Below are 14184 nucleotides of genomic sequence, written 5' to 3'. Positions count from 1 at the left end.
AGGCCCGATTATCGCAATAAACGCCGCCGCATCAACACCGCCGCGAGCCAGATCGCCAACACCGCGCTGACGCCCAGCTGAAGCAGATTCCACCCCAGGTCGGGCGGTGCCTTGCCCAATACCAGCGGCCGCACGATGTCCACCGCGGGCGACAGCGGCAACCACTGCATGACGGCGACCAGGGGTGCCGGCAATTGGGATACGGGAAAGAACACGCCGGACAGGAACACCATGGGCGTCACGCCCAGGGTGAAGTAATACATGAAGAAGTCATAGCCCCGCGCCAGCGCGCTGACGATCATGGCCATGCCGGCGAACACCAGGCCCAGGAGCACCAGCACCAGCGGCACCCATGCCAACGTGGCCGCGCGCGAAATATCCAATGCCACCACCACGACCAGGATCGCGATGCCGCTCTTTATCGCCTTGGCGGCCGCCCACAGTATCTCGGCCCACACCACGTCGTCCAGGCTCAGCGGCGTATTGAGCATGGCATCCCAGGTGCGCTGGATCTGCAGGCGCGAAAAGGCGTTGTAAGTCGCCTCGAAGGTTGCCCCGTACAGCGCGCCCACGCAGATCGAGCCGGCGGACAGATACGTCACATACCGCACGCCGTCGACGCCGGGCAGCATCGATCCCAGTCCGTAGCCCAGCGCGAGCAGCGCGACCATCGGGTCCAGCACATCGCCCAATATCGTGGTCAGCGCGGTCTTGCGCCACACCAGGAAATTGCGCCGCACGACGGCGAAGCTGCGCGCGGTCAGCCATGGCCAGTGCCACAGCGGTCGCGCGGCGGCAGGCGGAACGGCCGCAGCCTGGGAGGCGACGGGGTCGACGCTCATGTGGGATTCCTTCCAATGTGGACCGGCACTAGGTGTCCTCGCGCATATCGCGGCCGGTCAGGCGCAGGAACAGGTCCTCCAGGTTCGCCGGACGGTGCAGATAGCGCAATCCGGGCGTGGCGCGCAGGGTACGGACGATCGGCTCGGCATCGCCGGTATAGCAGAATGCCGTCTCGCCGCTGACTTCGACACGCGCGGCCAGGGTGGCGCGGTGGCGGTCCAGCCATGACTGCAGCGCGTCGCCGTAGACCTCCACCACCTGCGGCTCGACGTGCCGGTCGATCAATGCACGCGGCGTGCCTTCGGCGATCATGCGTCCCTGGTCGAGCACCCCCAGGCGATCGCAGAGCCGCTCCGCCTCGTCCATGAAGTGCGTCGTCAGCAGGATGGTCTTGCCGCGCGCCAGCAGCGCCTTCAGGCGCTCCCAGATCAGATGGCGCGCCTGCGGGTCCAGCCCGGTGGTGGGCTCGTCCATCACGATGAGATCGGGGTCGTTGATCATGGCGCGCGCCAGCGTCAGCCGCCGCTTCATCCCGCCGGATAACTCCGTGATGCGCGCCTGCGCCTTCGCCGTCAGCGCGGCGAATTCGAGCAGCGCCGGGATGCGGGCGCGGATCTGCGCATCGCGCAGCCCGAAATAGCGGCCGAAGACGAGCAGGTTCTCGGCCACGGTGAAATCGGGGTCCAGGTTATCCATCTGGGGGACCACGCCCACGCCCATGCGGGCGATGCGTGCCTGCGCGGGCACCGGGTGGCCGAGCACATCGATATGGCCGCGATCGAAAGGCGTAAGCCCCAGCAAGGTGCGCAGCGTCGTGGTCTTGCCGGCCCCGTTCGGACCCAGCAGTCCATAGCATTCGCCACGGCGCAGGAAAAAGGAAAGATCCTGCACGATGGGGCGGCCGTTGTAGCGTTTGTGCAGCCCCTCGATGCGCAGGGCGAGCGTATCGGGCGTAGCGGGAACCGTCGTTGGCGTCGCGAGCGTCATGCACCCATTCTAGCGGGCGCGGCGCGGCCACGCCCATACGCATGCACGGTCTTCCTGCTGGGCACGGCGCCCCAGCATTTCCACCCAATGGAAATACCCACGGCGCCCGCCGCCGGTCTTCCTCTACACTGGCCCGCACAACGCACGACGCCCCCGCCACGTGCCCCGCACAACGCCCAAGGTGCGACGCAGGTCGCGCACGCCGGCACGCGTGCGCGGCACGGCGTGCTGCCGCGCCCTTCCGTCCACGGAGACAAGAATGAACGCATCCCTATCACGCCGTCGCCTGCTGGCGGCCGCCGCCGCAGCGATGACGGCGCCCTGGGTATCGCGCGCCACGCTGGCCGCCACGCCTGCCGCGCTCCCCGACAAGCCTTTGCGGCTGATCGTGCCCTTCGCGCCCGGCGGGCCGGTCGACAGTCTGGGCCGCCTGATCGGCAAGGTCATGAGCCCGTCGCTGAAGCGCTCGGTGGTCGTGGACAACCGCCCGGGCGGCGGCGGGATCGTGGCCTTGAATGCGGTCAGCAGCGCGCCGGAGGACGGGACCACGGTGGTGCTCTCGTCCATCACGCTGGTGACCACGCCGGCGCTGATGTCGTCGGTGCCCTACGACGCGGAAAAGGACTTCGACCCGATCACCGTGGTCGGCTTCATCCCCCATGTTCTCGTGGTGCGGGAGGACGATCCGGCGCACACGCTGGCCGATCTGGTGAAGGCCGCGAAGTCCCGGCCCGGCGCGCTGAGTTACGGCTCCTCGGGCAACGGTACGTCCGCACACCTGGCGGGCGCGCTGTTCGCCGACCGCGCGGGCCTGGACGTGACGCACGTCCCCTACCGCGGCGCGGCGCCCGCCTTGACCGATCTGCTGGCCGGCCGGCTGCAGTTCATGTTCCTCGACGTTCCGACCTTGCTGCCCTACCTGCGCGCCGGCAAGGTGCGCGCGCTGGCGGTGGCCCCTGCCGCGGGAGCGCGGGCCCTGCCGGAAGTGCCGACGATCGCCGCGTCGGGCTACCCCGGCTTCGATATCCATGCCTGGTACGGCGCCCTCGTCAAGGCCGGCACGCCCGCGCCCGCCAGGCAGGCCCTGTACGACGCCGTGCGCGACGCGCTCAACAGCGACGAAGCCAAGCGCTACCTTGCGTCCGTCGGCATCGATCCGGGGGGCATGCCGCCGCCGGCGTTCGCCACGCTGATCCACGACGACCTGGTGGGATGGAAACAGACCATCGGCCGGCTGCACATTTCCATCGGATAACCGGCCCCGCCAAGGCCGCTCACTTTTTGCGTAAGCGCACCATGCATATCGCCATACCGGACGACTACCAGGACTGCGTGCGCGGGCTCGCCTGCTATGCCAGGCTTGCCGGGCACGACGTCACGATCTTTCACGATACGGTCAAGGATATCGACACCCTTGCCCGGCGTTTCCAGGACGCCGACTGCATCGTGCTGACGCGCGAACGCACCCGCCTGGGCGAGGAATTGCTGCGCCGCCTGCCCAGGTTGCGCCTGGTCAGCCAGATCGGCAAAACGGCGCCGCACATCGATATCGCCGCGTGCACCGCGCACGGCGTCGCGGTGGCGGAGGGCTCGGGTTCCGGCGCGGCCACGGCCGAACTGGCCTGGGCGCTGATGCTGGCCAGCCGCCGCCATCTGGTGGCGGAAGCGAATCGCCTGCGCGCCGGGCAATGGCAGCACACGCTCGGCCAGGAATTGCGCGGGCAGCGCCTGGGCGTGTGGAGCTATGGCCGCATCGGCCGCCAGGTGGTCGATTACGGACGTGCCTTCGGCATGCGCGTATGGGTGTGGGGCGGCCCCGAATCCACCGCACGCGCGCGCGCCGACGGTATCGATGTCGCCCCCACGCGCGAGACCTTCTTCGCGGACAGCGACGTCGTCACCCTGCACCTGCGGCTGGGTCAGGCCACGCGCGGCGTCATCGGCGCCGACGACCTGGCGCGCATGAAGCCGGATGCGCTGCTGGTCAATACGAGCCGCGCCGAACTGATCGCGCCCGGCGCCCTGGAAGTGGCGCTGCGGCAGGGCCGCCCGGGCTACGCCGCCGTCGACACCTTCGAATCCGAACCCGTGCTGGGCGCCGACCACCCGCTGCTGCATCTGGACAACGCGCTGTGCACGCCGCACCTGGGCTTCGTCGAGCGGGACAACTACGAAGCCTATTTCGGCACGGCGTTCGACAACATCAATGCCTTCTGCGCCGGCAAGCCTGTCAACCTGGTGAACCCGGAGGTGATTGGAGGCCGCTGATATCGGTCCTCGTTGACGATGGCGAAGTGCGAACTTCACGGCTGCCGAACGCATGAAAGCGCGATGCTTCAGCGCGTTCTGCAGCGGCATCGTCAATTACCCGCGCTTGAACGCGGGGTGCCGTCAGCGCCCACAATTGATATAGATTCTCATTTCTGTTAATGTTCGGCGTCTTTTTCGACTGCCGAACATGACTGCCCGCCCTGCTCCAAGCCGCCGCGCCTATTGGCTGAAGAAGCTGCACCAATGGCACTGGATCAGCTCGGCGCTGTGCCTGCTGGGCATGCTGGCGTTCGCGATCACCGGCTGGACGCTCAACAATGCCGGGCTGATCGAATCACGGCCGCGCGTGGTCTCGGCGCAAGCCGACCTGCCCGGCGACCTTCTGCGCAGCCTGCACGCCGCCGCAGGCGCACCATCGGCGGCGGGCGCGGGAAGCGGCACGCCATCCTCCCCGGCATCCCGGCGCAACAAGGTGTCGCGGCCGTTGCCCGACGGCGTCGCGCAGTGGCTGAGCGAGCGCTTCGATACCCGCGTGCCGTCTGATGGGGCCGAATGGTCCAGCAGCGAACTCTACATATCCCTGCCGCGGCCGGGCGGCGACGCGTGGATGGCCGTGGACATGGAAAGCGGCCATGTCGAGTACGAGCGCACCGATCGCGGCGCCATCGCGTACCTGAACGATTTGCACAAGGGCCGGCACGCCGGGACGGCCTGGAGCTGGTTCATCGACGTATTCGCCCTGGCCTGTCTGGTCTTCTCGCTGACGGGGCTGCTGCTGCTCAAGCTGCACGCGGGTCATCGGCGCGCCACCTGGCCCATGGTAGGACTGGGCGTGCTGGTGCCCGTGCTGCTGGCCGCCACCTTCATCCATTGAATCGTTTTCCGCATCAGGAACATCGTCATGCGCAAGCTTGTACTGCCTGCCTTGCTGGCCGGGCTCTTCGGTCGGCTCGCCCACGCCGGCGGCATGGAACTGACCGTGGAGATCCCGCGGCTCGAGGTCTCCGAATACCACCGTCCCTATGTCGCGATCTGGCTGGAACGTCCGGACCAGCAGGCCGTCGCGGACCTGGCGGTGTGGTACGACGTGGCCAAGAAGAACAACGAAGGCACGGAATGGCTGAAGGACATGCGCCAGTGGTGGCGCCGCAGCGGCCGCACCCAGCAATTCCCGGTGGACGGCGTCAGCGGTGCGACGCGTCCGGCGGGACGGCAGGTGCTGCGCTTCGATGCCAACGCCGCGCCGCTCGCGACCTTGCAGCCCGGCGCATATGTGCTGGCCGTCGAAGCGGCCCGCGAAGTAGGCGGCCGGGAACTGGTGCGCATTCCCTTCGATTGGCCGCCGCGCCAGCCGCAGCCCCAGCCCCTGCGCGCCAGCGGCGAGCACGAATTGGGTGAAATCGCCATGAAATTGCAGCCTTGAGACCCGCGACCATGATGCTTCCCCACCGCAAGACCCTGGCAGCCGCCTTCCTCCTGTCCGCCGCGATGTCCCTGCCCATGGCGGCGCGGGCCCATGACATGTGGATCGTGCCCTCCTCCACCGTCCTGTCCGGCGACACCGGCTGGGTCACCGTCGATGCCGCCGTCGGCAATGACAAGTTCTATTTCAACCATGCGCCGCTGCGCCTGGACGGCCTGCAGATCGCGGGTCCGGCCGGTGCCGCCGTCACGCCGGAAAACGTCGGCCGCGGCAAGCTGCGCAGCACCTTCGACGTGCCGCTGGCCCAGCAGGGCACTTACCGCATCGCCGTGGTCAACGACGGGGTATTCGCGCGCTGGAAGCAGGACGGCCAGACGAAACGCTATGTGGGCAAACCCGATGGCCTGGCCCAGGCCATCCCCGCGCAGGCCCAGGACCTCGAAGTGGTCCAGAGCCTGGGACGCGTGGAAACCTTCGTCACGCAAGGCAAGCCCACGCCGCTCCCGCCCGTGGGAAAGGGATTGGAACTGGTTCCTGTCACGCACCCCAACGACTTGTTCAGCGGGGAACCGGCGACCTTCGAACTGCGCCTGGATGGCCGGCCCGCGGCGGGCCATGAAGTCACGGTCGTGCCGGCCGGCGGCCGCTATCGCGACCGGACCGGCGAAATCGCGTTGAAGACGGACAAGGACGGGCTCGTCAGGATCACCTGGCCCGCCCCGGGCCTGTACTGGCTGCAAGCCGACGCCCAGGACGACAAAGTCAGCGTCCCGCAAGCCAGCAAGCGGCGCCTGATGTACGCGGCGACCCTGGAAGTCCTGCAACCTTGAGTGACGTGCCGACAGCGGCGCGCTGGCAGCGGCTCGTGCAGCCGCGGGCGCAGGACCACATGGCGGTCCGCGCGCCCACGCCGGCGCCGGCGCGGCCGGCCGCGCCGGCCGGCGCGACGATGGGAACCACATGGTCGGCTCGGCTGCTGCTGCCGCCAGGCGTCACGCAACACGGGGCACGACATGCGATCCAGGCCGCCCTGGACGACGTCGTGGCCCAGATGAGCCATTGGGAAAACGATACAGACCTGTCGCGCTTCAATCGCGCCTTGCAGGGCTGGTACCGCGTCCCCGCCGCATTTTTCGAAGTGATGCGCTATGCGCTCTGGCTGGCGGAGGAAACACAAGGCGCCTACGATCCCGCGGCGGGAGCCCTGGCCGAGGCCTGGGGGTTCGGCCCGCGCGGTGCACACCAGGACACGCGACAGGCGTCCCGCCCACCCGGTGCGCGCCCCCCGGATCCGGCCTGGCTCGGGCAATGGCGCAGCGACGCGGGCTGGCGGGCGCTGCGGCTGGACGAATCGGCGCAGCGCATCTGGCAGCCGGGCGGCGTCATGCTCGACCTTTCGTCCATCGCCAAGGGTTATGGCGTCGACGCTGCAGCGAAAGCGCTCGATGCATTGGGCTTGCGGCATTACCTGGTCGAGGTGGGGGGTGAACTGCGCGCGCGAGGCAAGCGCCCCGATGGCCAGCCCTGGCGGGTGGGCATCGAAAGCCCGGAGGATGGGCGTCCCGCGCTGGCCCTGAGCCTGGGCGACGCCGCGCTGGCCACCTCGGGCGATTACCAACGCTATTTCATGCACCAGGGGCGCCGCCATGCGCACACGCTGGACCCGCGCACGGGCCTTGCCGTGGACAATGGCGTGGCGTCGGTGTCCGTGCTGCACGGCGGCTGCATGCAGGCGGACGCGCTGGCGACCGCGCTGCTGGTCCTGGGCGAGCGGAACGGAATGGCATGGGCGCGGGCGCGCGGCATCGCGGCGGTATTCCTGCTGCGTGGCGACGGCGGCCTCAGGGTCGCGCCGACCCCGGCCTTCCAGGCTTGCCTGGCGCAGCCGTCCGGCCGCCGCCTCGCCGCGGCTTACAAGGCGGCGTGCGTGCGCACGTAGGCTTTCACGGCCTCGGCATCGCAGTCGAGGATCTGCACACGCTGCGGCAGCGATTCCAGGTCCGCCAGCGCCGCGGGAGGCGGCACGCGCCGGCCCAGCGCTTCCTCGATGGTGTCGGAGAACTTGGCCGGCAACGCGGTTTCCAGCACCAGCATGGGCACGCCCGGCTCCACATAGGCCTGCGCCACCTTGACGCCGTCGGCGGTGTGCGGATCGATCAACACGCCGCTCTCGTCATAGGTGGAGCGTATCGTCGCCAGGCGGTCGGCATGCGAACTGGCGCCCGCGACAAAACCATATTGCGATGCGAACGCGGGCCGCAGCGATGACAGGTCGAACTGCCCGGTACCCGCCAGCTCTTTCCACAGCGCGGCCACCCGTGCGGCATCGCCGCCGACCAGGTCGTACACGAAACGCTCGAAATTCGAGGCGCGCGAAATATCCATCGAAGGACTGGAGGTCGCGTAGGTCTGCACGGCAGGCCGCGGGCGGTAGACGCCCGTACGGAAAAATTCCTCGAGGACGTTGTTCTCGTTGGTCGCCAGCACCAGGTGACGCACCGGCAGACCCATGCGGCGGGCGATATGGCCTGCCAGGATATTGCCGAAGTTGCCGGACGGCACCGCGAAGGACACCTGCTGGTCCGCCCGCGTGGTGGCCTTCAGCCAACCGTGGATGTAGTACACCACCTGAGCCGCGATGCGCGCCCAGTTGATCGAATTGACGGCGCCGATGCGGCACTCGGCCTTGAACTTCAGGTCGCCGGCCAGCGCCTTGACGATGTCCTGGCAGTCGTCGAAGACGCCGTGCACCGCGATATTGTGGATGTTCGGATCCTGCAGCGAATACATCTGGGCGCGCTGGAAAGCGCTCATGCGCCCGTGCGGCGACAGCATGAATACCGCCACGCCCTTCTTGCCGCGCAAGGCATATTCGGCGGCCGACCCCGTATCGCCGGAGGTGGCGCCCAGGATATTCAGGGTCGTGCCGCGCTTGGTCAGCACGTATTCGAAAACCTGCCCCAGGAACTGCATGGCCATGTCCTTGAAGGCCAGGGTCGGGCCCTCGGACAAGCCCAGCAGGCTCAGCCCGCCGCCCAGGGGCCGCAAGGGCACGATGTCCTCGCTGCCGAAGATCTGCTCGGTATAGGCGGCGCGCGTCAGCCGGCGCAGGTCGTCCGCCGGGATATCGTCGGCGAACAGGCTCAGCACTTCGAACGCCAGGTCCGCATAAGGCAACCCGCGCCAGCCGGCGAGCGTCTCGGCGGACAGGCGCGGCAGGACCTCCGGCACGGCCAGGCCGCCGTCGGGGGCCAGCCCTTCCAGCAGGATGTCGGAGAAACTTTGCGGCGCCATGCCGCCACGCGTGGAAACGTATTTCACGATAAGGTCTCCATGCGGATACGGGTCATGCGCGAACGCACGAAGGGCAGCCCTTCGATGCGCTCGATCGCGCGGTTGACCTGGCCTTCGACGGCCTGGTGCGTAAGGAAAATAATGTCCGCGCCACCGATATGCGAGGGCTGCTGGATCATGGAACCGATGGAAATGCGGTGCTCGGCCAGCACACGGGCGATATCGGCCAGCACACCGGGCTGGTCATCCACCCGCAGCCGCAGATAGTACGACGTCGATACCTTTTCGATCGGCAGGATAGGGGTGTCGGACATCGCATCGGGCTGGAAGGCCAGGTGCGGCACGCGGTTGCCCGGGTCGGCCGTATGCAGCCGCGTCACGTCGACGAGGTCCGCCACCACCGCCGAAGCGGTCGGCTCTTCGCCGGCGCCCTGGCCGTAGTACAGGGTCGGCCCCACCGCGTCACCGCGCACCAGCACGGCGTTCATGGGACCTTCCACATTGGCCAGGAGGCGCTCGGCCGGCACCAGGGCCGGATGCACGCGCAGCTCGATACCGTCGGGGCGCCGTCGCGTCATGCCCAGCAGCTTGATGCGGTAACCCAGGCGTTCGGCATGCGCAATGTCCTCTTGCGCCAGCTGCGAAATCCCCTCCACATAGGCCTTGTCGAACTGCACGGGCACGCCGAAAGCCAGCGAGGCCAGCAAGGTCAGCTTGTGCGCGGCGTCCACGCCTTCGATATCGAAGGTGGGATCGGCCTCGGCATAGCCCAGGCGCTGGGCCTCGGCCAGGACTTCGGCAAACGGCAGTCCGCGCGTACGCATCTCGGACAGGATGAAATTCGTCGTGCCGTTGATGATGCCGGCCACCCACTCGATGCGATTGGCGGTCAGGCCTTCCCGTATCGCCTTGATGATGGGAATGCCGCCGGCCACCGCCGCCTCGAAGGCGACCATCACGCCGCGCGCGGACGCGGCCGCGAAGATCTCGTTGCCATGCTTGGCCAGCAGCGCCTTGTTGGCCGTGACCACATGCTTGCCCTGGTTGATGGCTTCGAGCACCAGTTCGCGCGCCAGCGTGTCGCCGCCGATCAGCTCGACGACGATATCGATATTGGGGTCGCGCACCACCTGGTACGGATCGGTGGTGACGGCCACGGCGTCGCCCACCCGGGCGGCCGCCTTGGCCGCATCCCGCACGGCGATATGGGTGACCTCGATGCGTCGGCCCGCGCGCCGCGCGATTTCTTCCGCGTTGCGCGACAGCACGGTCCACGTGCCACCGCCCACCACGCCCAACCCCAGCAGGCCTACCTTCATGGGATTCATTTCAGCAATCCGTCCTTGCGGAACATTTCCTTGATGCCGCGCACCGCCTGGCGGGTGCGCTGTTCGTTTTCGATGAGCGCGAAGCGGACATAGTCGTCGCCATACTCGCCGAAACCGATGCCGGGCGAAACCGCGACCTTGGCATCGGCCAGCAGGCGCTTGGCGAATTCCAGCGAGCCCAGGGCCTTGTAGGGCTCGGGGATTTCCGCCCAGATGTACATCGAGGCCTTCGGGATCTCGACGTTCCAGCCGGCCTCATGCAGCCCGCGCGCCAGCACGTCGCGGCGGCTGCGGTACTGTTCCACCACCTGGCGCACGCCGTCCTGCGGACCATCCAGCGCCGCGATCGAGGCCACCTGGATCGGCGTGAAGGTGCCGTAGTCGTGGTAGCTCTTGATGCGCGCCAGGGCATGCACCAGTTCGCGGTTGCCCACCATGAAGCCGATGCGCCATCCGGCCATGTTGTAGCTCTTGCTCATGGTGAAGAACTCGACGGCGACATCGCGCGCGCCCTCCACCTGCATGATGGACGGCGCCACGTAGCCGTCGAAGCAGATATCCGCGTAGGCCAGGTCATGCACAACCAGGATATCGTGCTCCTTGGCCAGCGAGACCACGCGTTCGAAGAAGGACAGGTCCACGCATTGGGCGGTCGGGTTGCTGGGAAAACCCAGCACCATCATCTTGGGCTTGGGGATGGATTCGCGCACCGCGCGCTCCAGCTCCTCGAAGAAATCCACGCCCGGCGTCATGCGCACCGACCGGATATTCGCCCCGGCGATCACCGCCCCATAGATATGGATGGGGTAGCTGGGGTTGGGCACCAGTACGGTATCGCCCTGGTCCAGGGTGGCCAGCATGAGGTGCGCCAGGCCTTCCTTGGAGCCGATCGTGACGATGGCTTCGCTGTCCGGATCGATCTCCACGTCGTAGCGGCGGCGATACCAGTCAGAAATGGCCTTGCGCAGGCGCGGGATCCCCTTCGAAACCGAATAGCCGTGCGTGTCCGGACGGTTGGTTGCCTCGATAAGCTTGTCGACGATATGCCGCGGCGTGGCGCCGTCCGGGTTCCCCATCGACATGTCGATGATGTCCTCGCCGCGCCGACGTGCCGCCATTTTCAATTCGGCAGTGATATTGAAAACGTAAGGCGGCAGGCGCTCGATGCGCGAGAACTTCCTCATGGCGGGAATCCTTGTTGCGGGGTGGGGAATTATGGGCTAACCCGATAATCTAGCCGAAGGCGGGCAGCGCGGCAAATACACCGGCAAAAGGGATTTCGCCCGTGTTGGGCGCGCAACATGCGCGCGGTTCGATGCGCTATTATCCGCACAACAAGCCGGAGTCCTTATTGAAGCTGCACACAGACCCTGCGTCGGCGCTGAATACCGTCACCGCATACGGTGACGGATATATCAAAGTCAACCAGGTACGTTTTTCCCACGCTGTCGCATTCGGCCCGGAAGGCCCGGTCGCAGAATGGCAGGTCACCAGCGCAGATCAGATCACTTCCGCGCTATTGCGCCAGGCCGCCGGCCTGCCGGAACCGGTCCACGATCCGCTGGCCTTCCTCGACGAACCCGAAGCGGCGCCGGCCCTTCCACCCAACGCCCCCGAAGTCCTGCTCATCGGCACGGGCGGCCGCCAGCGATTCCTGCGGCCGGACGTGCTGCGCCCTCTGCTGAAATCCGGTGTCGGCATCGAGGTCATGGATACGCAGGCCGCCGCACGGACCTACAACATACTTATGGCCGAAGGCCGCCGCGTCGTCGTCGCACTGATTCCCACCGGAGATCCCTCGCAATGAAGCCGATCATAGGCAAACCCGCCCCGCTTTTCAGCGCAGACAGCACCATAGGCCCGATCAGCCTGGAGCAATGCCGTGGGCGCGCCGTGGTCCTCTATTTCTATCCCAAGGACAACACCCCGGGCTGCACCACCGAAAGCCAGGACTTCCGCGATCTGCACGAGGAATTCCTGGCGGCCAGTTGCGTGGTGCTGGGTATATCGCGCGACACGCTGAAGTCGCACGAGAATTTCCGCTGCAAATTCGAGCTTCCCTTCCCCCTCATCGCCGACCCCGACGAAACCGTGTGCAATCTGTTCGGGGTCATCAAGCAGAAAAATATGTATGGCAAGCAGGTGCGCGGTATCGAACGCAGCACCTTCCTGATCGATGCCTATGGCGTGCTGGTGCAGGAGTGGCGGGGCGTGAAGGTGCCCGGCCATGCGAAGGAAGTCCTGCAAGCCGCCAAAAGCATCGGTTGATCCGTTTTGCGCAGTCATCGTCAGGCGATATTGCCGGCCCCCCAAGGAGAGTGACGTCCATGCCGCTTCCCAAGTTGCCCACCCGCCCCGCCGCCATCCTGACCTTCCCGTCGGGCGAAGCCGCCCGCACCCCGGCCGCACCGGCGGCCAAGCCGGCATCGAACCCCCAGCAGCCCGCCAGGCTGGTCCAGCCCGAGCTTGCCGGCATGGGCGAAGCCCGGGCCGAGGCCCCACGCAAGAGCACGGCGCGCAAGGCCCCGGCCGCCAACACCGCCACGGGGCAGGCGCCCGCGGCGGCGGCCGGTACCGCCCCCGCCCTGCGCGCGGCCACGCCACCCCCGGTGACCGGGCCGGCGCGCAAGAACCGCATACGGGCCGAGGCCGGTGTGCGCAAGCTGTTCGTGCTGGACACCAATGTCCTGCTGCACGATCCGACTTCGCTGTTCCGCTTCGAGGAACACGACATCTTCCTGCCGATGATGACGCTGGAAGAGCTGGACCACCAGAAGAAAGGCATGTCCGAAGTGGCGCGCAACGCCCGCCAGGTCAGCCGATCGCTGGATGCGCTGGTCAGCGACACGGTCAAGCTGGACGAAGGCCTGGCGCTTAACGCGCTGGGCAACAAGGACGCCAACGGCCGCCTGCTGCTGCAGACCACGGCCATACACAGCACGCTGCCGTCCGACCTGCCCATGGGCAAGGCCGACAACCAGATACTGGGGGTGGTGCGCGCGCTGCAGGAAAAGTATCCGCAGCGCGAAGTCGTGCTGGTGTCCAAGGACATCAACATGCGCCTGAAGGCCCGGGCGCTGGGCATGGCGGCCGAGGATTACTTCAATGACCACGTCCTGGAAGACTCGGACCTGCTCTATACCGGCGTCATGCAGTTGCCGGAGGACTTCTGGAACAAGCACGGCAAGGACGTGGAATCCTGGCAGCAGGGCGGCACCACGTTCTACCGCATCAACGGGCCGCTGTGCGCGCAGTTCGTGGTCAACCAGTTCGTGTATTTCGAAGGACAGATGCCGCTGTATGCCCAGGTACGCGAGGTCAGCGGCAAGACCGCGGTCCTGGCGACGCTGCGCGACTACACGCACGGCAAGAATAATGTCTGGGGCATCACGGCGCGCAACCGCGAACAGAACTTCGCCTTGAACCTGCTGATGAACCCGGAGTGCGACTTCATCTCGCTGCTGGGGCAGGCGGGCACGGGCAAGACCCTGCTGGCCCTGGCGGCCGGACTGACCCAGGTCCTGGAGACCAAGCGCTACACCGAGATCATCATGACCCGTGTCACCGTGCCGGTCGGCGAGGACATCGGCTTCCTGCCCGGGACGGAGGAAGAAAAAATGCTGCCCTGGATGGGCGCCCTGGAAGACAACCTGGACGTGCTCAACATGGGCGACGGAGAAGGCAGCGGCGATTGGGGCCGCGCCGCCACCATGGACCTCATACGTTCCCGCATCAAGGTGAAGTCGCTGAACTTCATGCGCGGCCGCACCTTCCTGAACAAGTACCTGATCATCGACGAGGCGCAGAACCTGACGCCCAAGCAGATGAAGACGCTGGTCACGCGGGCCGGCCCCGGCACCAAGGTGATCTGCCTGGGGAACATCGCGCAGATCGACACGCCGTATCTCACGGAGGGCAGTTCCGGACTGACCTACGTGGTAGACCGCTTCAAGGGCTGGCCGCACTCCGGCCACGTCACGCTGCAGCGGGGCGAGCGGTCCAGGCTGGCCGATTACGCCGGGGATGTCCTTTAGCGCC

The 14184-nt window shown here is 67.1% G+C and carries 14 protein-coding genes; 9 read left to right on the top strand and 5 right to left on the bottom strand.

Annotation, left to right across the window (positions count from 1 at the left end):
• Positions 1-8: 8 nt before the first annotated feature.
• Together BAU07_RS09030 and nodI are read right to left on the bottom strand one after the other, a co-directional pair.
• Positions 9-842, bottom strand: coding sequence for an ABC transporter permease (locus tag BAU07_RS09030; protein ID WP_084025524.1), 834 nt, complete (start codon positions 840-842; stop codon positions 9-11).
• Positions 843-870: 28 nt separating this feature from the next.
• Positions 871-1830, bottom strand: coding sequence for a nodulation factor ABC transporter ATP-binding protein NodI (gene nodI, locus BAU07_RS09025; protein WP_084025522.1), 960 nt, complete (start codon positions 1828-1830; stop codon positions 871-873).
• A gap of 259 nt (positions 1831-2089) precedes the next feature.
• On the opposite strand from nodI, the gene BAU07_RS09020 reads away from it, so the two are divergent.
• The 6 genes from BAU07_RS09020 to BAU07_RS08995 all read left to right on the top strand — a co-directional run bounded on the left by BAU07_RS09020 (position 2090) and on the right by BAU07_RS08995 (position 7463).
• Complete coding sequence (locus tag BAU07_RS09020) at positions 2090-3085, top strand: tripartite tricarboxylate transporter substrate binding protein (RefSeq protein ID WP_066656336.1); 996 nt, start codon at positions 2090-2092, stop codon at positions 3083-3085.
• A gap of 41 nt (positions 3086-3126) precedes the next feature.
• Complete coding sequence (locus BAU07_RS09015; protein ID WP_066656334.1) at positions 3127-4098, top strand: D-2-hydroxyacid dehydrogenase family protein; 972 nt, start codon at positions 3127-3129, stop codon at positions 4096-4098.
• Positions 4099-4288: 190 nt separating this feature from the next.
• Positions 4289-4975: a PepSY-associated TM helix domain-containing protein gene (locus BAU07_RS09010; RefSeq protein ID WP_066656323.1), complete on the top strand. Its 687-nt coding sequence runs from the start codon at positions 4289-4291 to the stop codon at positions 4973-4975.
• 27 nt (positions 4976-5002) lie between these two features.
• On the top strand, positions 5003-5524 hold the full coding sequence (locus tag BAU07_RS09005; RefSeq protein WP_066656321.1) for a DUF2271 domain-containing protein: 522 nt from the start codon (positions 5003-5005) through the stop codon (positions 5522-5524).
• Positions 5525-5535: 11 nt separating this feature from the next.
• A complete protein-coding gene (locus tag BAU07_RS09000) occupies positions 5536-6354 on the top strand; it encodes a DUF4198 domain-containing protein (RefSeq protein WP_232338271.1) in 819 nt (272 codons plus the stop codon).
• Between the two features lie 59 nt (positions 6355-6413).
• A complete protein-coding gene (locus BAU07_RS08995) occupies positions 6414-7463 on the top strand; it encodes an FAD:protein FMN transferase (RefSeq protein WP_066665122.1) in 1050 nt (349 codons plus the stop codon).
• On the opposite strand, the gene thrC is transcribed toward BAU07_RS08995, so the two are convergent.
• Genes thrC through alaC form a run of 3 tightly spaced genes read right to left on the bottom strand, consistent with a single transcriptional unit; the run spans position 7436 to position 11330 of the window.
• Positions 7436-8845, bottom strand: a complete 1410-nt coding sequence (gene thrC, locus BAU07_RS08990; RefSeq protein ID WP_066656319.1) for a threonine synthase — start codon at positions 8843-8845, stop codon at positions 7436-7438. The two genes, BAU07_RS08995 and thrC, sit on opposite strands and share 28 nt — an antisense overlap.
• Entirely contained in the window at positions 8842-10146 is a 1305-nt protein-coding gene (locus BAU07_RS08985; RefSeq protein WP_066656317.1) for a homoserine dehydrogenase, read from the bottom strand. Before BAU07_RS08985 ends, thrC begins: the two co-directional genes overlap by 4 nt.
• A complete protein-coding gene (gene alaC, locus BAU07_RS08980; protein WP_066656315.1) occupies positions 10143-11330 on the bottom strand; it encodes an alanine transaminase in 1188 nt (395 codons plus the stop codon). Before alaC ends, BAU07_RS08985 begins: the two co-directional genes overlap by 4 nt.
• Positions 11331-11497: 167 nt before the next feature.
• Between alaC and BAU07_RS08975 the strand changes: the two genes are divergently transcribed.
• The 3 genes from BAU07_RS08975 to BAU07_RS08965 are packed head-to-tail and all read left to right on the top strand — an operon-like array spanning position 11498 to position 14180.
• The gene (locus BAU07_RS08975) at positions 11498-11953 is read left to right on the top strand and encodes an Mth938-like domain-containing protein (RefSeq protein WP_066665121.1); all 456 of its coding nucleotides are present in this window, start codon (positions 11498-11500) and stop codon (positions 11951-11953) included.
• Positions 11950-12414, top strand: coding sequence for a peroxiredoxin (locus tag BAU07_RS08970; protein WP_066656313.1), 465 nt, complete (start codon positions 11950-11952; stop codon positions 12412-12414). Before BAU07_RS08975 ends, BAU07_RS08970 begins: the two co-directional genes overlap by 4 nt.
• A gap of 59 nt (positions 12415-12473) precedes the next feature.
• The gene (locus BAU07_RS08965) at positions 12474-14180 is read left to right on the top strand and encodes a PhoH family protein (RefSeq protein WP_066656310.1); all 1707 of its coding nucleotides are present in this window, start codon (positions 12474-12476) and stop codon (positions 14178-14180) included.
• Positions 14181-14184 lie beyond the last annotated feature (4 nt).

Source organism: Bordetella flabilis (assembly GCF_001676725.1).
GTDB classification, from domain to species: domain Bacteria; phylum Pseudomonadota; class Gammaproteobacteria; order Burkholderiales; family Burkholderiaceae_B; genus Bordetella_C; species Bordetella_C flabilis.
Note: the sequence above shows the minus strand (reverse complement) of the source record. Positions and strands in the feature narration are given on the sequence as shown.